Source organism: Aquitalea sp. USM4 (assembly GCF_004328945.1).
In the GTDB taxonomy this organism is placed as follows: domain Bacteria; phylum Pseudomonadota; class Gammaproteobacteria; order Burkholderiales; family Chromobacteriaceae; genus Aquitalea; species Aquitalea pelogenes.
This window is the reverse complement of record NZ_CP029539.1, coordinates 1,649,652-1,668,564: the sequence shown is the minus strand read 5'-3', so window position 1 is coordinate 1,668,564 and position 18,913 is coordinate 1,649,652. Positions and strand designations below refer to the sequence as shown.

Here is an 18,913-nt window from a genome sequence, read left to right as displayed (position 1 = left end):
ATGTTCGTTTTGTGCGTTGCAATGTGCGTATTGACCACAACAATCTTTGTTTTGCATTCCATTTATCGCCCATCCGCTGGAGCAGCCATGCCGCGGACGAAAAAAAGCCACCCGCAGGTGGCTTGCCGGCCCCGCCAGCAGCGGGGCACCAGGAGCAACAGGTTTACAGATGGGTATAAGTGAGCGCCGCCAGCGTGCCACCCAGCAAGGAACCGACTACCGGCACCCAGGCATAGCCCCAGTCACTGGAACCCTTGCCCGGAATGGGCAGCAGCGCATGCATGATGCGCGGCGCCAGATCGCGCGCCGGGCTCATCGCATAGCCGGTGGTGCCGCCCAGCGACACACCGATACCCAGTACCAGCAAGGCCACCGGCAGCGCATCCATCGCACCCAGCGACAGCTTGGGCGCCACCATGCTGAGAATGGCAAACACCAGCACGAAGGTGGCCAGCACCTCGGACAGCAGATTGCCCGGCAGGCTGCGGATAGCCGGGCCGGTGCAGAAGGTGGCCAGCTTCAAATCCGCGCAGTCGGTGGTTTCGTAATGCTTGCGATACATCACCCACACCAGCAGCGCACCCATCATGCCGCCCAGCATCTGCGCCAGGATGTAACCCGGAGCACGTGCCCATTCAAACTTGCCGGCCACCGCCAGCGCCACGGTGACTGCAGGGTTCAGGTGCGCACCACTGATGGCCGCCACGCTGAATACACCGACAAACACCGCCATCGCCCAGCCAAAGGCAATCACGATCAGGCCGCTGTTATGGCCCTTGGTATTGCTCAGCAGCACATTGGCTACCACGCCATTGCCCAGCAATACCAGCAGGGCCGTTCCGATAAATTCACCAAACAAAGGGTTCATGCAGGGTCTCCGCGCCATGATTCCCGCTACCACCGGCTACTCTGGCTGATGGCTGCTCTTTCATGGCGTCAGTTACTGGCAGGAGGCCCGGGCGGGACGATCTTGCTGTCGTCCGGCCACCGGCTGCTGCCATACATCACACAGGAAATTCACACGGCCGGGCTGGCGGCATCAGGCCAGCTGCACACACCCCGGGCATTGGTGCGGGCAGCACGGACAGCCGCCGTGCGAGGGACGGTCATCAGGCGTCGGCCCAGGCCTTGGCGGCATTGACGGCGCGCACCCAGCCACGGACATTGGCATCGACCTGTTCAGCCGCCATGCCTTGCTGGAAGCGACGATCCAGCTGCCACTGGCCCTGGATGTCCTCCACCCCGGCCCAGTAACCCACTGCCAGACCAGCCAGATAGGCCGCACCCAGCGCGGTGGTTTCGGTAATTTTCGGCCGTACCACGTCCACACCGAGAATGTCGGACTGGAACTGCATCAGCAGTTCGTTGACGGTGGCTCCGCCATCCACGCGCAATTCGGCAATGGCCATGCCGGCATCGGCTTCCATCGCCTTGAGCACGTCCATGGTCTGGTAGGCAATGCTGTCCAGCGCGGCGCGGGCAATGTGCGCGGCCTTGGTTCCCAGCGTGGCGCCGACGATGGTGCCGCGCGCATCCTGATTCCAGTGCGGCGCACCCAGGCCGGCAAAAGCCGGAACCAGGTAGACGCCGTCACTGTCGGCCACTTCCTGCGCCAGCGGGCCGACATCGGCCGAATGGCGGATGATGCCCAGGCCGTCGCGCAGCCATTTCACCACCGCACCACCAATGAAAATGGAACCTTCCAGCGCGTAATGCACCTTGCCATCCACTTGCCAGGCAATGGTGGTCAAGAGCTTGTTGGTGGATTCAATCGGCTGTTCACCGGTATTCATCATCATGAAGCAGCCGGTGCCGTAGGTGTTTTTCACCATGCCCGGACGGGTGCATTGCTGGCCGAACAAGGCGGCCTGCTGGTCGCCTGCCACGCCGGCAATCGGGATTTCCACCCCCAGATGGGCGGCATGGGTGTGGCCGTACACTTCGCTGGAGCTTTTTACTGCCGGCAGCATGCTGGCCGGAATGCTCAGGATGTCCAACAGTTCGGCATCCCACTCCAGGGTGTGGATGTTGTACAGCATGGTGCGCGAGGCATTGGACACGTCGGTAACGTGCACCTTGCCGTGGGTGAAGTTCCAGATCAGCCAGCTGTCCACGGTGCCGAAGGCCAGCTTGCCGGCCTCGGCACGGGCACGTGCACCCGGCACATTGTCCAGAATCCACTTGATCTTGCTGCCGGAGAAATAGGCATCCACCAGCAGGCCGGTCTTGCTGCGGATGGTGTCGGCCAGGCCGCGTTCCTTCAGCTGGTCGCAGAAGGCGGCGGTGCGGCGGTCTTGCCAGACGATGGCGTTATACACCGGCAGGCCGGTTTCGCGGTCCCACACAATGGTGGTTTCACGCTGGTTGGTAATGCCGATGGCGGCAATGCTGCGGCCATCGATACCGGCCTTGGCCACGGCTTCGGCAGCCACACCGGCCTGCCCGCCCCAGATTTCCTGCGGGTCGTGTTCCACCCAGCCCGGCTGGGGGTAAATCTGGCGGAATTCCTTTTGCGCCAGCGATACGATGTCGCCAGCCTGGTTGAACAGAATGGCACGCGAACTGGTCGTGCCCTGATCCAGCGCCAGAATGAACTGGTTCTTCATGTGAGGTGTCTCCTTGGCAATCCAAAGGCCGTTGCTGGCCGAGCGTTTTTGCTGACTGGTTTTGACGGCAACGCCACAGGCCCTGCGCAAGACGGGGTGGGCGGGCAATCTTTGTTATGTTGTTTTTTGTATTTATATTGTTCGTTTTATTTTCGGCTCATTCTAGTTAACACGCTTCAGCTGTCAATCAATACGCATGAAACTTTCGCCACCAGCCTGATTCCGACCACGTACCGGCCTGGCAATGCCGTTTTTGCAGCGCAAGATAGCCGAAATGCAAATGGTCTGTAAGCCTTTCACTACAAGGATTTTGCATTTTCTTGCTTTGCAGCAAACATCACCATTCGCCGGACGAGGCAAAATAACAACACCAGCGTCAGACAACGCAAGCAAAACGCACATATCACGCACCCGGAATATTTCCCGACTGACAAGGTGGCAACACCCCGCCCAAGTGCCTGCAAGGTAGCAAAGCCACTACATGCCAGTTGTGGCAGCATGGCAAAAACCAAGAGACAGCCGTTGGCAATCCGCCAGCAGATCAGGTCCCCGGACAACACCGCGCCACGGCCACGCAGGCCGGCATCGACAAGGACAAGTACATGCTCCGCAATACCAAGATTCTCGCCACGCTGGGCCCGGCATCCAGCACCCCGCAGCAAATCCTGGCGCTGGCCCGCGCCGGGGTGAACGTATTCCGTCTGAACATGAGTCATGGCAGCCACGACGATCACCGTGCCCGGCTGGCTGCCATCCGCGCCGCCGAAACCGAGCTTGGTCGCCCCATTGGCGTGCTGGTGGACCTGCAAGGCCCCAAGCTGCGCATTGGCACCTTCCCGCAAGGGCCGGTCACCGTGCGCGTGGGCCAGCCCTACCGCTTTGTGCTGGACCAGGTGGACGGCGATGCCAGCCAGGTCACCCTGCCGCACCCTGAAGCCTTTGCCGCGCTGGAACACGGCCATCACATCCTGGTGAACGACGGCAAGCTGTCGTTTCACGTGGAACGTGTACAGGACCGGGTGATTGAAACCACCGTGGTGGTAGGCGGCGAGCTGTCCGACCGCAAGGGGTTCAACCTGCCGCAAACCATCCTGCCGCTGTCGGCCATTACCCCGAAAGACCGCAAGGACGCCGAATTCGCCCTGCAGGAAGGGGCAGACTGGATTGCGCTGTCCTTTGTGCAAACAGCTGAAGACGTACGCGAACTGCGCCAGATGATAGGCAGCAGCGTGGGCATTGTGGTGAAGATTGAAAAACCGTCGGCCGTGGACCAGCTGGACGAGATTGCCGAGCTGGCCGACGCGGTGATGGTGGCGCGTGGCGACCTGGGCGTGGAGCTGCCGCCGGAAGACGTGCCGGTGGTACAGCGCCGCATCGTGCATCAGTGCCGTCACCTGGGCCGTCCGGTGATTGTGGCAACCCAGATGCTGGAATCCATGATTACCGCCCCCACCCCTACCCGTGCCGAAGCCAACGACGTGGCCACCGCCGTGTATGAAGGTGCCGACGCGGTGATGCTGTCAGCGGAAACCGCCGCCGGCTCCTTCCCGGTGGAAGCAGTACAGATCATGGACCGGGTGATCCGCCGCGTGGAAAGCGCACCGGACTACCGCCGCGTGATGGCACTGGACTACAGCGCCGCCGATGCCCCGGAACAGGCCGATGCCATTGCCGCCTGCGTGCGCAAGGTGGCCGCCATCCTGCCGGTCACCGTATCCGCCGCCTTCACCACCTCCGGTTCCACCTGCCTGCGCCTGGCGCGCGAACGACCGCACACCCCCATCATGGGCATCTCGCCACGACTGAGCACCGCCCGCCGCCTGACCCTGGTATGGGGCGTGGTGGCCTATAACGGGCCGGATGCGGAAAACCTGGAAGACATGGTGGTGAAAACCACCTTCTGCGCCACCAAGCTGGGGCTGGCCGAACAAGGCAAGCCGATGGTGATCATCGCCGGTGTGCCATTCGGTACGCCGGGAGCCACCAACCTGTTGCGCATCGTGTATCCCTGATCATCCAACGTGGCCATCTGCCGCATGAAAAAAGCCGCCAGTGCAACATCCACTGGCGGCTTTTCATTTATTGCTGCCGACGTTGGCAGCACCCGGACATCAGGGTATTGCAGCGACGCGATTCATGCGCCCGGCCAGCACCGGCAGGCTTTGCAAGAAGTCATCCAGCGCTGCCGCCCACAGTGCGGCCGGGTGACGGCTCAGGCCATGGCCATCGCCATCTGCCACCGCAGGCGCATGGACAAAGCGGGTGGGGCTGCCGCCTGCAGCGAAGGCCTGATGCCAGGCGACGGGTTCATCCGCTCCCCAGTACTGGTCGTTTTCGGCATACAGCCACAGATTGGGTAATACGGTGTGGCGGCCAAAGTCGGCATACAAGGCCGTCAGGGCTTGTGGCTCGCAGCTTTGTCCGGGCGATTTTTCCGGGTTGCCACCGGCACCACCGGCAAAGTTGATATAGGCCACCACGCCAGGCGGTGAGCTGGCCCCCACCGCCACCGTCAGCAGGCCGCCCACCGACTGGCCTTCCAGTACGATGGGCTGCCCCGCGCCCCAAGGCTGCTGCGCTATCCAGCGGATGGCAGCCTGCACTGCCGCACCGCCTGCCTCGGCGGTATGGCGATAATCCGGATGGCCACTGCACTGGCCCGGAGCCTGCATGCGGGCGCTGTGATATTCCGGGTCGCCACCGCCGGTGCTGCCATAGCCCGGCCGGATGGGCGCCACGATGATGAAGCCCTTGGCCAGCCAGTAGGCAATCTGGCTGCGGCCCATGGGGTATTTCAGTTGATGGCGCTCCTGCGTGCTGCCGGCACGGCCATGGGAAAACAGCAGCACCGGAAACGGTCCGTCCCCTGCCGGGCGGTACAGCAGTGCCGGCATGTCCAGTGTGCTGCCAAACAGACCGGCGCCGGGCAGTGGAATGCTGACTTCCTGAGGGGCAGGCAGACTGGCAGCCCGTACCGGCAGCACCAGACCGAGAGCCAGCAAGATGACCAAGCAGTAACAGCGGCATTCACGCCACATGGTCTTGCTCCAGAATGTCTGCCAGCAAAGCCGCCAGGCCGGCAGGGTTGTCTTCACTCATGGCATGGCCGGCATCAGCCAGCACATGCACGCTCACTCCATCTTGCGCAAGACTGGTCAGCCCCGGCTGAGGCAAGGAGCGCTCGCCCACCACCACACTGCGCGGCATGGAGAGCGCCAATAACTGGCTGCGCCAGCCGGGGTCACCACCCTGTACCAGCGATACCGCCGCACGGTGCACGGCAGGCGCATGACTGGCAGAGAGCGACCCCGCCCATAGCGGGCTGCCTTCACGGCTGGCCAGCCGCGCCATGCGGCGCTGGCCACGGCTGACGAATTCCTGCTCGCTCATGGCCGCCAGTGCGCGGCTGAACACGCCGCCGCCGGCATCCAGATTCGGCTCCAGCAACACCAGCCGCGCCACCTTGTCCGGGCGCAGGCTGCTGGCGTTAATGGATACGGCCCCGCCCATGCTGTGGCCGACGATGTCCAGCTGCGGCAGGCCGAGATGATCGATCAGGCCCGCCACGGTTTCGGCATGCGCGGCCACGCTGTAGGCAAAGTCGTCCGGCCGGTCGGAAAAACCGGCACCCAGCAAATCCAGCAGCAGACGCCTGCGCCCGGCCAGCGCAGGATCAGCCGCCACGCGGGGAAAGTCGCTGGAAGCGGCACAGCCCAGGCCATGCACAAACAGCAGCGGCACGCCGCTGCCGGGCAGGTCGTGATAACGCAATGCCCCATGAGGGCTGTGAAATACTTGCATGCGGATGGCGGGAAACAGATGAATTGAGCGTCGCTCAGTCTACCGCAGCCATGTGACAAGCGGCAGATGCAGACAGAATGGAAACGGAATGCAAAACAGGCCGCATCGTGCGGCCTGTCAGACTGCTGACACAGTGATTCGTGTCGAACCTACTGGACCCGGCAAAGCCGGGCCTTTCGATGAAGTGACTGATTCCGCAGCCTTTCCATCTATTCCCTATCCCCCCGCCCTTACCCTGTAAGGGTGCCTCGCTTTTCTTTCAGAAAGCGAGTGAGGCAATCAAAATCAGACAGGCCGCATCGTGCGGCCTGTCATGGTTCATCCTTGCTGGAGAAAATCAGTTCTTGCTGTAGATCTGGTCAAACACGCCGCCATCGGCAAAGTGTTTTTTCTGCGCGCTGCGCCAGTCGCCAAACACGTCCTTGAGGGTGAACAGCTTCACCTTGGGGAACTGGCTGGCGTATTTGGCCGCAATCTTGGGGTCACGCGGGCGGTAGTAGTTTTCTGCTGCAATGGTCTGGCCTTCCGGGGTGTACAGGAACTTCAGATAGGCCTCGGCCTGCTTGCGGGTGCCTTTCTTGTCCACCACCTTGTCCACCACGGCCACTGGCGGCTCGGCCAAAATGGAGATGGACGGGGTGACGATGTCAAACTTGTCCGGGCCCATTTCCTTTACCGCCAGCACGGCTTCGTTTTCCCAGGCCAGCAATACATCGCCCAGACCGCGCTGGGTGAAGGTGAGCGTGGCACCACGTGCGCCGGAATCCAGTACCGGTACGTGCTTGTACAGCTCGGCCACATAGGCACGGGCCTTGGCTTCGTTGCCACCGTTCTTCTTCAGCGCATAACCCCAGGCCGCCAGATAGTTCCAGCGTGCGCCACCGGAGGTTTTCGGGTTCGGCGTGATCACCTGCACGTCATTGCGCACCAGGTCATTCCAGTCCTTGATGTTCTTCGGGTTGCCCTTCTTCACCAGGAACACGATGGTGGAGGTGTAGGGCGAGCTGTTGTCCGGCAGGCGGGTTTGCCAGTTTTTCGGCAGCAAGCCTTCATCGGCCAGCACATCAATATCGTAAGCCAGGGCTAGGGTGGCCACGTCGGCAGCCAGACCATGCTGGATGGACAGCGACTGCTTGCCCGAACCGCCATGCGACTGCTTGATGGTGAGCTCTTCGCCGGTCTTTTTCTTCCATTGCTCGGCAAAGGCCTTGTTCACATCCTGATACAGCTCGCGGGTGGGGTCGTAGGACACATTCAGCAGTTCGGCTGCCTTCAGCGGTGTCACAGCCAGCAGCAGCACGGCTGCCAGCGCTTTCAGATTGGTGCGGATAGTCATGAGTGGCTCCTGAGGCGATGTGCGTCGTTTGATGGGCACACTGTAATCAGGATTTGCTTAGCACTAGAAATGATTGTTTCTTATTCTGTTATTCAAAATCAGTCTAATAAACCACGACACTTTCATGCGCATCAAATTACCAAATGAAATATAAAAACAATTATTTATCACTTTTTAGGCTATAGATTCTGACTTATAGTGGCTGCATCTGTTTCCGGGAACCTGTCATGACCACCATTGCCGACGACTTCGATTTCATCATCCAGCCAGGCTGGAGGGGCAGCGCGGCCGATCACTGGCAAAGCCACTGGGAACAGCGCCTCAACGCCATCCGCGTGCAAAACGACAACTGGGAACAGCCGGACCTGGACAGCTGGCTGACCGGACTGGACAACGCCCTGTCGCAGGCACGCCGCCCGGCCATCGTGATTGCCCACAGCCTGGGCTGCATTACCGTGGCGCACTATGCCCGCTTGCAGCCGGGACGGATTGCCGGTGCATTGCTGGTGGCCCCGGCCGATGTGGAAAGACCCTTCGTGCCGCGCGAACTGATGCCGTTTGCCCCGTTGCCGCGCCAGCCACTGCCCTTTGTCAGCCGCGTGGTGGCCAGCGACAACGACCCGTTCTGCAAGTCTGCCCGCGCCGCACGCATGGCAGGTTACTGGCAAAGCCCGCTTACCTGGCTGCGGCAAGCCGGGCATATCAATGTGGCCTCCGGCCATCAGCAATGGGAGGAAGGACTGGCCCTGCTGCCGCCCTTGCTGGAGCGTGCCCGCGCCCAGGGCAGCCTGGCGGCCTGAGGCCGGACCGGGAACTGTCATTGACCGAACATCCTCAAAGCAGCTTTGACCACACTCTCTGGCGGTGTCACACTGCCAGCCTTGTGTCCCAGATGCCATTGCCGAAAAGGATGTCCCATGTTTGCTGCTAGCCCGATCAAGACCGCCATTGCCGCCCTTGCACTGACCCTGCCGATGCTGGCCCATGCCGATGCCGCACAGGATGCCGCCGCCAAGGAACTGGCCCAGGTGATCGGCCTGAACAATATGCCGAATGATCTGGCCAACCGCACCACCGCTTCTGCCGGCCCGCTGCTGCAGGAATATCTGGTGAAGAACAAGGTCAACCTGAGCCCGGAACAGCAAAAGAAGGCCCAGGACGGCTTCAAGACCTATGCTGATGGCGTGCACAAGACTGCCGCTGACTATTTCAACTCTGCCGCTGTGAAAAAGCAGTTCGAGCAGGAAGTGGTCAAGAGCTACAGCGCGCAGTTCTCTGCCGCGGAAATGCAGCAGATCGTGGCCTTCTACAAGACCCCGGCCGGCCAGAAGCTGATGAAGCAACAGCCGGTGGTGATCGACAACATCATGAAGAACATGCTGACTGCCGCCGAAAAGACCCTGCTGCCGAAAATGCGCACGGCCGCCGAAACCTACGGCAAGTCCATCAGCAAATAAGGTCGCGCATGACAATGAAAAACGGCCCTGCGGGGCCGTTTTTTGTTATTCCGCCGACTGCGTGCCGTGTGGATACATCAGGATGTTCTTGGTAAAGGCGCATGCCACCGCGTCGCGGTTGTGATAGCTGTACACCTGGTCCGAGGCAAAAGTCAGTGACTGACCGGTTTGCAGCGTGTGGCTTTGCTGCGCCAGTTGTACTTGCAGGCTGCCTTGCAGCACATACAGCACTTCGTGGCAGCCGGGCGCATCGGCTTCGGCGTGATAGCTGTCACCGGCCGCCAGCTGCCAACGCCACAGCTCCAGTGTCACACCGGGTTTGACCACCGACTCCAGCAGGCTGGCATGGCTGTCGGCCTGCTCGCCCTGCCAGATGCGCAGCGGCAAGGCCCGGGCCTTGTCGCTTGACGACGGCGGGCGCACCACGTCGACAAAACTCAGCCCCAGTGCCGAGGCCAGCTTGTCCACCGTCGCAATGCTGGCATTGCTTTCCCCGGCCTCGATATTCACCAGCATGCGGCGGCTGATGCCCGCCCGCGTGGCCAGCACTTCCTGACTGTAGCCTTGCTGCAGGCGTGCCAGACGCAGATTGTCTGCCACGTTTTGCATGACTTGCAGCGAACCGTTTGCTTCCTTGCTCATGGCCATGTGCAATATATTGCCCAAATGGTGATTTGTGCATTATATTTCACAGACTCCCCACCCGCAACGAGAGCACGTCCATGACATCGCTGACCGCCACCGCCGGCCTGCCACCCGGCCCATCCCGCCTGCCAGACCTGGTGCTGATCGGCGTCACCATGATCTGGGGCTTTACCTTTCTGGTGGTGCAGCACGCGCTGCAATGGGCTGGCCCCTTCAGCTTTGTCAGCCTGCGCTTTGGCGTGGCCGGCCTGATTGCCCTGCTACTGAGCTGGCGCGAGCTACACGGCCTGACCCGGCGCGAGCTGCTGACCGGCGCACTGGTAGGCAGCGTGCTGTTTGGCAGCTACAGCCTGCAGACGCTGGGTTTGCAGCTGATTCCCAGCAGCAAGTCAGCCTTTCTCACCGGCCTGTATGTACCACTGGTGCCCTTGTTCCAGCTGCTGCTGTTCCGCCACCGGCCACGGCTGGCGGCCTGGCTGGGCATCATCGTGGCCTTTGGCGGGCTGGTGCTGTTGTCCGACCCGCGTGGCCTGCAATTCAATTTCGGCGCAGGCGAATGGCTGACTGTGGCCGGGGCCGCCATGATTGCGCTGGAAATCAGCCTGGTGGGCCGCTTTGCCGGCCAGTGTCACCCGCGCCGGGTGGCGGTGGTGCAATTGCTGACCGTGTCCTTGCTGGCCGCACTGGGCTGGCAACTGAGTGGCGAAGCCGCGCCACAGCCGCATCCGGTATTGCTTGTCAGCCTGCTGGGCATGGGCCTGGCCACCGCCGTCATCCAGATCGCCATGAACTGGGCGCAAAAAACCGTCCCCGCCACACGGGCCACCGTGATTTATGCGATGGAGCCGGTATGGGCGGGCCTGCTTGGCGCACTGGCCGGCGAACAGCTGGGCTTGATGGCCATCAGCGGTGCCGCACTGATTGTGGCCAGCGTGCTGATCAGCCAGTTGGGCGGGCGTCAGGGCCATTAGGCGGAAAACAATGCACAAATAGTTGTTTTTGCTGGGTATTGTCGCTTTAATAGGCGTTTTGTGCCCAGCAAGGTGCCAACCATGTCGCACACGTTTTTGCTGTATACCCTCACCTGCCTGGCCCTGGTGGCGGCACCGGGCCCGGACAATCTGCTGGCCATTGCCCGTGGCCTGTCGCAGGGCAAGCGGGCAGCGGCCATGTCGGCGCTCGCCTCCGGCTGTGCCATCTTCGTGCATGTCACCGCGGCATCGCTGGGGCTGACCGCACTGTTGCAGGCCTCGGCCACTGCCTTCCTGCTGGTGAAACTGGCTGGTGGCTGCTATCTGGTCTACCTCGGCTGGCAGGCCATCCGCCACCGCACCCTGGTGCGTTTTTCCCGTATCGACCCCTTGCCGCTGTGGCAGGTGTTCCGCAGCGGCTTTCTGTCCGGCAGCCTCAACCCCAAGGTGGGCATCTTCATCATGGCCTTCGTGCCGCAATTCATCAGCACCGGTCAGGGCAGTGTGGCCGGGCAGATGATGTTGCTGGGCGGCTGGTTTGCCTTGCTGACAACATTGGGTTTTGGCCTGATGGGCATCAGTGCCAGCCATCTGGCGCGCTGGATAGCCGCCCGGCCCCGCCTGATTGCCGGGCTGAATATCAGTGCCGGTCTGGCGTTTATTGCAGCAGGTTTGTCCGTGGGGTTTGCCAAGGCGGCAAAGGCGTGATTACCCTAGCCGCTTACCTGATCACCCCTGTTTGTCTGTCATGAAAATCGTCGATCTGCTCAAAGGCCTGTTCATCATCGTGCTGGCGCTGGCCGTGCTGCTGTGGCTGTATGGCACCTTCAACAATCAGCCGCTGTTCGTCACCACCGCCATGTGGATGGGCGACGCGCTGGTGATGATTCCGGCTTATCTGATTCCCAGCATCACCGGCTGGCTGGTGAAAAGCCCCCGTCTGCAAAAAGTGGTTCTCATCAATGTGCTGGGCGGCTGGCTGTTGCTGCCGTGGATCGTGGCCATGGGCATGGCCATCAAGCGTGACGATTTGCGCACCGAGGACTGACGCCGCCGTGCACGCAGCTTGATGACGGCGGCAGCCTTCCCGTAAGCTGCCGCCATGTCTGCACACACCTCCCCCTCTCGTCTGGCCGCCTTGCTCGCTCCGTTCTTGCACGACCGGCTGCTGCATGTGCTGCTGTTGCTGATGCTGCTGCTATGGCTGCCACAGCCCGCGGCGGCCAGCCAGTTTGTCCACTGGATAGACTGGCCCACCATCACCACCCTGTCCGGCCTGCTGTTGCTGACCAAGGGCGTGGAAGCAAGCGGTTATCTGAGTCATCTGGGTCGCCTCATCATCAACCGGCTGACGCGGGAAAGATCGCTGGCGCTGTTTCTGGTGGGCATGTCCGCCCTGCTGTCCACCGTGCTCACCAATGATGTGGCGCTGTTCATCGTGGTGCCGCTCACCCTCAGCCTGCGTGGCATTGCCGGCCTGCCCATTGGCCGGCTGGTGATATTCGAAGCGCTGGCGGTGAATGCCGGTTCGCTGCTCACCCCGATCGGCAACCCGCAGAACATCTTGCTGTGGCAGCTGTCCGGCCAGTCCTTTGCTGCGTTTACCTGGCAGATGGCCCCGCTGGCACTGGGCAGCATGGCACTGCTGCTGCTGGCCACCGCACTGGCGTTTCCCGGCCAGCGCATTCATGCCGAACTGCACGACGACGCCAGCGGCTATCAGCCCGGTCTGTTGTGGAGCTGCGCCTTGTTGTACATCGGCTTTATCGTGGCGCTGGAATCCGGTCATGCGCTGTGGGGTCTGGCTGCGGTGCTGGCCGGCATGGCCCTGTTGCGCCCGGCCCTGCTGCTGGCGGTGGACTGGAGCCTGATTGCCGTGTTCATGCTGATGTTTGTCGATATCCGCCTGCTGACCGGGCTACCGCTGGTACGCCACTGGACCGATGCCGTGGCCGGGCTGAGTAGCGGCGGCCTGTACCTGACCGCCCTGCTGGGTTCGCAGCTGATCAGCAATGTGCCTGCCACCATCCTGCTGGTGAAATACAGCAGCGCCTACAAGGTGCTGGCTTATGCGGTGAATGCCGGTGGCTTTGGCTGCGTACTGGGTTCGCTGGCCAACCTGATTGCCCTGCGCATGGCGGGCGAGCGCGGCATCTGGCTGCGTTTTCATCTGTATTCCCTGCCCGCCCTGCTGCTGGCAGGCGTGCTGGGCTACTGCCTGCTCTGACATCGCGTCCCGCCATTCCACGCAAAAAAGCCCGGTCACCGTGACGGTGCCGGGCCAAGCTCCTGATGACTAGCCGTGCTTACAAAGAGGGCAGCAAGCCAGCCGCGACAAAGCGGTTGTAACTGCCGCTGGCCACCAGCGCAGCGGCCTTCTCGATATCCGGTGCGAAGTAGCGGTCCTTGTCGTAGAACGGCACTTGCGCACGCAGTTCGGCCTTGGCTTCTTCCAGCTTGGCGCTGGCCTTGTGCGGGGCGCGGAAGTCCACACCCTGGCAGGCGGCCAGCAGCTCCACCGCCAGAATGCCGGCAGTGTTACCGGCCATGTCGCGCAGACGGCGACCGGCAAAGGTGGCCATCGACACATGGTCTTCCTGGTTGGCTGAAGTCGGCAGGCTGTCCACCGAGGCCGGGTGCGCCAGCGATTTGTTTTCCGAAGCCAGTGCCGCGCCGGTGACCTGGGCAATCATGAAGCCGGAGTTCACCCCGCCGTTTTTCACCAGGAAGGGCGGCAGCTTGGACAGGTTGCTGTCGATCAACAGTGCCATGCGGCGCTCGGACAGCGAGCCGATTTCCGCCAGCGCCAGCGCCAGATTGTCGGCGGCAAAGGCCACCGGCTCGGCGTGGAAGTTGCCGCCAGACAGGATGTCGTTGTCGTCGGCAAACACCAGCGGGTTGTCCGATACCGAGTTGGCTTCCACTTGCAGCACGCTGGCGGAGTGGCGGATCTGCGTCAGGCAGGCACCCATCACCTGCGGCTGGCAGCGCAGGCTGTACGGGTCCTGCACCTTGCCGCAGTTTTCGTGCGAGTGTTCGATTTCGCTGTGTTCCAGCAGCGCGCGGTAGGCGCTGGCGGCGTCGATCTGGCCGGCATGGCCGCGCACAGCGTGGATACGGGCATCAAACGGGGTGCGGCTGCCCTGCGCGGCTTCCACCGACATGGAGCCCGCCACCACGGCAGAGGCAAACAGGTCTTCCGCGGCAAACAGGCCTTCCAGCGCAAAGGCGGTGGACGCTTGCGTGCCGTTGAGCAGGGCGAGGCCCTCTTTCGGGGCCAGGGTGATGGGTTCCAGACCGGCCGCCTGCATGGCTTCACGGCCATGTACGCGCTGGCCGTTGACGAAGGCTTCGCCCTCGCCGATCAGCACTGCGCTCATGTGCGACAGCGGGGCCAGGTCGCCGGACGCGCCCACCGAACCCTTTTGCGGAATCACCGGGTAGATGCCGTGGTTGAACAGCGTGACCAGCGCTTCGATCACCTGACGGCGGATGCCGGAGAAACCACGTGCCAGCGAGTTGATTTTCAGTGCCATCACCAGACGCACGGTGGAATCGTCCATCGGCGCGCCAATACCGGCAGCGTGCGACAGCACGATGGAACGTTGCAGCAGTTCCAGCTCGTCCGGTGCAATGCGGGTATTGGCCAGCAGGCCAAAGCCGGTGTTGATGCCGTAGGCGGTGCGGCCTTCGGACAGCACGCGTGCCACGGTGGCGGCGGAAGCGTCGATGCCGGCGTGGCAGGACGGGTCCAGTTGCAACTTGAGGCCGGTTTCACGTGAAACGCGGCGCAGGTCGGCCAGTGTCAGTTGGCCCGGTACGATATTGAGAATGCTCATGGTTTCAGTCTCTATTGATTGTCAGCTGGCCTCACGCCCGCAGGCGCGGCCAGCCATGTTCTTGTTGTAGCGCCTGCCCTGCCTAAGCAGGCAGGGTGATGGCACTAAATAGCGTGATGCCTGCACAGAGAATGGCCGAGTCAAGGCGCGCCGACGCAGACAGTACATGGCGTACGTCAAGGCGGCGCAACGCTGGATCGGGCATGCTCTACCCGGCTTATTTCAGCATCGGCAGGTCCAGGCCCTGCTCGCGCGCGCAGTTTTTGGCGATGTCGTAACCGGCATCGGCATGACGCATTACACCGGTACCCGGGTCGTTACGCAGTACACGGCCCACGCGCTTGGCGGCTTCGTCGGTACCATCACACACAATCACCACACCGGAGTGCTGCGAGAAGCCCATGCCCACGCCACCACCGTGGTGCAAGGACACCCAGGTGGCACCGCCAGCGGTATTCAGCAGGGCGTTGAGCAGCGGCCAGTCGGACACGGCATCCGAACCATCCAGCATGGATTCGGTTTCGCGGTTGGGCGAAGCCACCGAGCCGGAGTCCAGATGGTCGCGGCCAATCACGATCGGCGCCTTGAGTTCGCCATTCTTCACCATTTCGTTGAAAGCTGCACCCAGACGGGCGCGGTCTTTCAGGCCCACCCAGCAGATACGTGCCGGCAAGCCCTGGAAGCTGATGCGCTCACGCGCCATGTCCAGCCAGTTGTGCAGGTGCGGGTCATCCGGAATCAGTTCCTTCACCTTGGCATCGGTCTTGTAGATGTCTTCCGGGTCGCCGGACAGCGCCACCCAGCGGAAGGGGCCGATGCCTTCGCAGAACAGCGGGCGCACATAGGCCGGGACAAAACCGGGGAAGTCGAAGGCATTCTCTACGCCCTCTTCCAGCGCCATCTGGCGGATGTTGTTACCGTAGTCCAGCGTGGCGGCACCGCGCTGTTGCAGGGTCAGCATGGCGCGCACTTGCACGGCCATGGACTTCTTGGCGGCAGCGGTGATTTCAGCGGCGTCGGTCTTTTGCTTGGCGCGCCATTGTTCCACCGTCCAGCCTTGCGGCAGATAGCCGTGTACCGGGTCGTGAGCGGAGGTCTGGTCGGTCACCACGTCCGGGGTGATGCCACGGTTCACCAGCTCGGTGAACACGTCGGCGGCATTGCCCAGCAGGCCGACGGACACCGCCTTGCCGCTTTGCTTGGCGTCTTCGATGATGGCCAGCGCCTCGTCAAGCGATGTGGCCTTGCGGTCCACGTAACGGGTTTTCAGGCGGAAGTCGATGCGGGTTTCATCACACTCGACGGCAATCATGCTGAAGCCGGCCATGGTGGCGGCCAGCGGCTGCGCACCACCCATGCCACCCAGACCACCGGTCAGGATCCAGCGGCCTTGCGGCTTGCCGTCAAAGTGCTGGTTGGCCACGGCAAAGAAGGTTTCGTAAGTCCCCTGCACGATGCCTTGCGAGCCGATGTAGATCCAGGAACCCGCGGTCATCTGGCCGTACATCATCAGGCCCTTCTTATCCAGCTCGTTGAAGTGTTCCCAGTTGGCCCAGTGCGGTACCAGGTTGGAGTTGGCAATCAGCACGCGCGGCGCATCGGCGTGGGTGTTGAACACGCCCACCGGCTTGCCGGACTGGATCAGCAGGGTCTGGTCGTCTTCCAGACGCTTGAGCACGTCCAGGATGGTGTCGAAACATTCCCAGTTGCGGGCGGCGCGGCCGATGCCGCCATATACCACCAGGCTTTGCGGATGCTCGGCCACTTCCGGGTCCAGATTGTTCTGGATCATGCGGTAGACGGCTTCGGTCAGCCAGCTTTTGCAGGAAAGTTCGGTGCCGCGCGGGGCGCGGATCACACGGGTCGGGTCGAAACGGCTGTCTTGTTGTGCTGCGCTCATTGCTGTCTCCTAGGTACTGCCATGTTGTCGGGCAACTGCCCTGAATTCGGTGTGGCGTGGCTCAGAAAGAACCTGTGGCCAGATGACGGGTGATACTCCACGCCAGCCGGGCCGCCGTCTTCGCGCCGTGGCTGTCGATATCGAATTGCGGGTTCAGCTCCACCAGGTCTGCCCCGGCCAGCTTGCCGCTGGCGGCAATGGCGGTGACCAGTGCTTCCACCACCGGCAGCTCCACTCCCATGGCGGCAGGGGCGGATACGGCGGGCATCACGCTGGCGGGCAGGACATCCAGATCGATGGTGAGATAAACCATGTCCACCTGGTCGATGAAGTCCTGCACCGTACGCTGGGCATTGGGGAGGCCCGCCTGGTTCAGTGCGCTGTCCAGCAGCCACTGCACGCCCAGCTGCCCGGCACGGGCAAACAGCGCCTGGGTGTTGGAGGGCTCGGCCACGCCCAGGCACAGGTAATGGAAGGGACGGCCAGTCGTGGCACAGTCAGCGGCAATCTGCGCAAACGGCGTGCCGGAAGTGGCCTCGGCTGCCTCGCGGATGTCGAAGTGGGCGTCGAAATTGATGATGCCGATTACCTTCTCCGGATGCGCTGCGGCAAGGCCGCGCCAGGTGCCGTAGGCGGTTTCGTGGCCACCACCCAGCACCAGCGGAAAGTGCCCGGCACGCGCCAGTTGCTCCACCGCCGCAGCCAGCCGCAGGTGGGCGGCATCCAGATCGCCATCGCTACAGGCCACATCGCCCATATCGCACAGCGGATAGGCCTGATGCCAGGCCAGATTGGCCAGCGCCTTGCGGATGACAGCGGGGGCTGCCGCTGCGCCGACACGGCCCTGATTGCGGCGCACGCCTTCGTCGCAGGCAAAACCGGCAATGCCGATGCCTGCCGGCAGGCCGGGTGCAAACGGCGTGGCCAGCTGGTGCCAGCGGCGCGCCAGTTCGCCTTCACCGGCGTCCACACGGCCGGTCCACAGCTTCATGTCTGGAGTCATTGTGTTGTTTCCTTGCCCGGACGCTGGCCACGGAATACCCGTTCGGCCAGCGGGTTGACGCCGAGTCCGTAGACGATTTCGGCAGGGTGTTCGATATCCCACAGCAGCAGGTCGGCGACATGATCCAGCGCCAGCTTGCCGTGGCTGTGGCCACGGCCCAGTGCCTGGGCGGCATGGCGGGTAGTACCGGCCAGTGCTTCTTCCGGCGACAGGCCGAACAGCACGCAGGCCTGGTTCATCGCCAGCCGGATGGAGGCAAACGGGCTGGTGCCGGGGTTCAGATCGGTGGACACCGCCATCGGCACACCGGCCGCACGCAGCAGTTCGACTGGCGGCTTTTGCGTTTCGCGCAGGAAGTAAAATGCGCCGGGCAACAATACCGCTACCGTGCCTGCCGCACGCATGGCCTCCACACCGGCAGCGTCCAGGTATTCGATATGGTCGGCCGACAGGCCGCCGAATTCGGCCACCAGCGCAGCACCCTGCAGATTGGACAGCTGCTCGACATGGCCCTTCACCCGCAGGCCGTGTTGTTGCGCGGCTTCAAACACGCGGCGGGTTTGCGCCGGGGAAAAGCCCACGCTTTCGCAGAACACATCCACCGCTTCGGCCAGGCCTTGTTCTGCCACGGTGGGCAGAATGTCTTGGCAGACGTGCTGGATATAGCCATCGGCGTCACCGGCAAATTCCGGCGGCAAGGCATGGGCGGACAGCAAGGTGGGGGCAATCTCCACCGGCTGGCGGTCTGCCAGCTGGCGGGCTACCCGCAATTGCTTGATTTCGTCTTCCAGGTTCAGGCCATAGCCGGACTTGGATTCCAGCGTGGTGACGCCCTCGGCCATCAGCGCCTGCAAGCGCGGCAGGCTGGCAGCGGCCAGTTGCGCCTGGCTCAGTGCACGGGTGGCGCGCACGGTGGAGACAATGCCACCGCCTTGCGCGGCAATCTGCTGATACGGCACGCCCAGCAAACGCTGTTCCCATTCCGCCGCCCGGTTGCCGCCGTACACCAGATGGGTGTGGCAGTCGATAAAGCCGGGGGTGATCCAGCGGCCGGCCACGTCCACCACCTCGCCATCAAAACTGGCCGGGTTCAGCTGGCCTTGCGGCAGGATAGCGGCAATACGACCCAGCTCCACCACCAGCACGTGGTCGTGCAGCGCGCCGTAGGGCGCGGGGTGCTGCGTATCCATGGTGGCCAGCCGGGCATTGAGCCACAGGCTGCGGGTGCGGTTGATAGGCTTGCTCATGTTTGCTCCTGATTTGTATATACAAATAAACCCTGCATTGATGCTTGTCAACCACGATCCAACATTGCATACAATATGTATTTGCACAAAAGTCTTTATTTATCAATT

General features: G+C 62.5%; 17 protein-coding genes. 7 read left to right on the top strand and 10 right to left on the bottom strand.

The genetic code is table 11. The features are described from left to right. Positions 1-163: 163 nt before the first annotated feature. Together DKK66_RS07915 and glpK are read right to left on the bottom strand one after the other, a co-directional pair. Positions 164-868 (bottom strand): MIP/aquaporin family protein, encoded by a 705-nt coding sequence (locus tag DKK66_RS07915; protein WP_045845980.1) that lies wholly within the window; start codon positions 866-868, stop codon positions 164-166. 241 nt (positions 869-1,109) lie between these two features. Further along, positions 1,110-2,606 carry a glycerol kinase GlpK gene (glpK, locus tag DKK66_RS07910; protein WP_062786996.1) on the bottom strand — a complete coding sequence of 499 codons (1,497 nt, stop codon included), beginning with the start codon at positions 2,604-2,606 and terminating at the stop codon, positions 1,110-1,112. Positions 2,607-3,208: 602 nt separating this feature from the next. Between glpK and pyk the strand changes: the two genes are divergently transcribed. Further along, positions 3,209-4,618, top strand: a complete 1,410-nt coding sequence (pyk, locus tag DKK66_RS07905; RefSeq protein ID WP_131356913.1) for a pyruvate kinase — start codon at positions 3,209-3,211, stop codon at positions 4,616-4,618. Positions 4,619-4,717: 99 nt separating this feature from the next. Here pyk and DKK66_RS07900 read toward each other — a convergent pair whose 3' ends face one another. The 3 genes from DKK66_RS07900 to DKK66_RS07890 form a co-directional block, all read right to left on the bottom strand. Further along, a complete protein-coding gene (locus DKK66_RS07900) occupies positions 4,718-5,644 on the bottom strand; it encodes a dienelactone hydrolase family protein (RefSeq protein WP_131356910.1) in 927 nt (308 codons plus the stop codon). Then, positions 5,634-6,407, bottom strand: a complete 774-nt coding sequence (locus DKK66_RS07895; protein ID WP_131356907.1) for an alpha/beta fold hydrolase — start codon at positions 6,405-6,407, stop codon at positions 5,634-5,636. The genes DKK66_RS07900 and DKK66_RS07895 overlap by 11 nt, the downstream gene beginning before the upstream one ends. A gap of 337 nt (positions 6,408-6,744) precedes the next feature. Then, on the bottom strand, positions 6,745-7,743 hold the full coding sequence (locus DKK66_RS07890; RefSeq protein WP_045845977.1) for a sulfate ABC transporter substrate-binding protein: 999 nt from the start codon (positions 7,741-7,743) through the stop codon (positions 6,745-6,747). Positions 7,744-7,970: 227 nt separating this feature from the next. Between DKK66_RS07890 and DKK66_RS07885 the strand changes: the two genes are divergently transcribed. Continuing rightward, positions 7,971-8,543 carry an alpha/beta hydrolase gene (locus tag DKK66_RS07885; RefSeq protein WP_131356904.1) on the top strand — a complete coding sequence of 191 codons (573 nt, stop codon included), beginning with the start codon at positions 7,971-7,973 and terminating at the stop codon, positions 8,541-8,543. Between the two features lie 117 nt (positions 8,544-8,660). Then, positions 8,661-9,200 (top strand): DUF2059 domain-containing protein, encoded by a 540-nt coding sequence (locus tag DKK66_RS07880; RefSeq protein WP_045845975.1) that lies wholly within the window; start codon positions 8,661-8,663, stop codon positions 9,198-9,200. Between the two features lie 45 nt (positions 9,201-9,245). Here the strand turns inward: DKK66_RS07880 and DKK66_RS07875 are convergent, their stop codons facing one another. After that, a complete protein-coding gene (locus DKK66_RS07875) occupies positions 9,246-9,842 on the bottom strand; it encodes a helix-turn-helix domain-containing protein (RefSeq protein WP_062787184.1) in 597 nt (198 codons plus the stop codon). An 80-nt stretch (positions 9,843-9,922) separates the two neighbouring features. On the opposite strand from DKK66_RS07875, the gene DKK66_RS07870 reads away from it, so the two are divergent. The 4 genes from DKK66_RS07870 (at position 9,923) to DKK66_RS07855 (ending at position 13,043) form a co-directional block, all read left to right on the top strand. Continuing rightward, the gene (locus DKK66_RS07870; protein ID WP_131356900.1) at positions 9,923-10,816 is read left to right on the top strand and encodes a DMT family transporter; all 894 of its coding nucleotides are present in this window, start codon (positions 9,923-9,925) and stop codon (positions 10,814-10,816) included. A gap of 81 nt (positions 10,817-10,897) precedes the next feature. Continuing rightward, a complete protein-coding gene (locus DKK66_RS07865; RefSeq protein WP_045845972.1) occupies positions 10,898-11,524 on the top strand; it encodes a LysE family translocator in 627 nt (208 codons plus the stop codon). Between the two features lie 40 nt (positions 11,525-11,564). Then, the gene (locus DKK66_RS07860) at positions 11,565-11,864 is read left to right on the top strand and encodes a superinfection immunity protein (protein WP_045845971.1); all 300 of its coding nucleotides are present in this window, start codon (positions 11,565-11,567) and stop codon (positions 11,862-11,864) included. Positions 11,865-11,918: 54 nt separating this feature from the next. Beyond that, positions 11,919-13,043: an SLC13 family permease gene (locus tag DKK66_RS07855; RefSeq protein ID WP_131356897.1), complete on the top strand. Its 1,125-nt coding sequence runs from the start codon at positions 11,919-11,921 to the stop codon at positions 13,041-13,043. 79 nt (positions 13,044-13,122) lie between these two features. Here the strand turns inward: DKK66_RS07855 and hutH are convergent, their stop codons facing one another. From hutH to hutI, 4 genes are all read right to left on the bottom strand, one after another. Next, on the bottom strand, positions 13,123-14,655 hold the full coding sequence (hutH, locus tag DKK66_RS07850; RefSeq protein ID WP_131356894.1) for a histidine ammonia-lyase: 1,533 nt from the start codon (positions 14,653-14,655) through the stop codon (positions 13,123-13,125). 217 nt (positions 14,656-14,872) lie between these two features. Beyond that, the gene (gene hutU / locus DKK66_RS07845; RefSeq protein ID WP_089082408.1) at positions 14,873-16,555 is read right to left on the bottom strand and encodes a urocanate hydratase; all 1,683 of its coding nucleotides are present in this window, start codon (positions 16,553-16,555) and stop codon (positions 14,873-14,875) included. A gap of 61 nt (positions 16,556-16,616) precedes the next feature. Next, the gene (gene hutG, locus DKK66_RS07840) at positions 16,617-17,558 is read right to left on the bottom strand and encodes a formimidoylglutamase (RefSeq protein WP_131356891.1); all 942 of its coding nucleotides are present in this window, start codon (positions 17,556-17,558) and stop codon (positions 16,617-16,619) included. Beyond that, the gene (hutI, locus tag DKK66_RS07835; RefSeq protein WP_131356888.1) at positions 17,555-18,805 is read right to left on the bottom strand and encodes an imidazolonepropionase; all 1,251 of its coding nucleotides are present in this window, start codon (positions 18,803-18,805) and stop codon (positions 17,555-17,557) included. Before hutI ends, hutG begins: the two co-directional genes overlap by 4 nt. Between the last annotated feature and the right edge of the window lie 108 nt (positions 18,806-18,913).

What these genes read in the sequence shown, in the direction of transcription:
- DKK66_RS07915 (WP_045845980.1), bottom strand. Translation starts at nt 868, where the DNA reads ATGAACCCTTTGTTTGGTGAATTTATCGGAACGGCCCTGCTGGTATTG.
- glpK (WP_062786996.1), bottom strand. Translation starts at nt 2,606, where the DNA reads ATGAAGAACCAGTTCATTCTGGCGCTGGATCAGGGCACGACCAGTTCG.
- pyk (WP_131356913.1), top strand. Translation starts at nt 3,209, where the DNA reads ATGCTCCGCAATACCAAGATTCTCGCCACGCTGGGCCCGGCATCCAGC.
- DKK66_RS07900 (WP_131356910.1), bottom strand. Translation starts at nt 5,644, where the DNA reads ATGTGGCGTGAATGCCGCTGTTACTGCTTGGTCATCTTGCTGGCTCTC.
- DKK66_RS07895 (WP_131356907.1), bottom strand. Translation starts at nt 6,407, where the DNA reads ATGCAAGTATTTCACAGCCCTCATGGGGCATTGCGTTATCACGACCTG.
- DKK66_RS07890 (WP_045845977.1), bottom strand. Translation starts at nt 7,743, where the DNA reads ATGACTATCCGCACCAATCTGAAAGCGCTGGCAGCCGTGCTGCTGCTG.
- DKK66_RS07885 (WP_131356904.1), top strand. Translation starts at nt 7,971, where the DNA reads ATGACCACCATTGCCGACGACTTCGATTTCATCATCCAGCCAGGCTGG.
- DKK66_RS07880 (WP_045845975.1), top strand. Translation starts at nt 8,661, where the DNA reads ATGTTTGCTGCTAGCCCGATCAAGACCGCCATTGCCGCCCTTGCACTG.
- DKK66_RS07875 (WP_062787184.1), bottom strand. Translation starts at nt 9,842, where the DNA reads ATGAGCAAGGAAGCAAACGGTTCGCTGCAAGTCATGCAAAACGTGGCA.
- DKK66_RS07870 (WP_131356900.1), top strand. Translation starts at nt 9,923, where the DNA reads ATGACATCGCTGACCGCCACCGCCGGCCTGCCACCCGGCCCATCCCGC.
- DKK66_RS07865 (WP_045845972.1), top strand. Translation starts at nt 10,898, where the DNA reads ATGTCGCACACGTTTTTGCTGTATACCCTCACCTGCCTGGCCCTGGTG.
- DKK66_RS07860 (WP_045845971.1), top strand. Translation starts at nt 11,565, where the DNA reads ATGAAAATCGTCGATCTGCTCAAAGGCCTGTTCATCATCGTGCTGGCG.
- DKK66_RS07855 (WP_131356897.1), top strand. Translation starts at nt 11,919, where the DNA reads ATGTCTGCACACACCTCCCCCTCTCGTCTGGCCGCCTTGCTCGCTCCG.
- hutH (WP_131356894.1), bottom strand. Translation starts at nt 14,655, where the DNA reads ATGAGCATTCTCAATATCGTACCGGGCCAACTGACACTGGCCGACCTG.
- hutU (WP_089082408.1), bottom strand. Translation starts at nt 16,555, where the DNA reads ATGAGCGCAGCACAACAAGACAGCCGTTTCGACCCGACCCGTGTGATC.
- hutG (WP_131356891.1), bottom strand. Translation starts at nt 17,558, where the DNA reads ATGACTCCAGACATGAAGCTGTGGACCGGCCGTGTGGACGCCGGTGAA.
- hutI (WP_131356888.1), bottom strand. Translation starts at nt 18,805, where the DNA reads ATGAGCAAGCCTATCAACCGCACCCGCAGCCTGTGGCTCAATGCCCGG.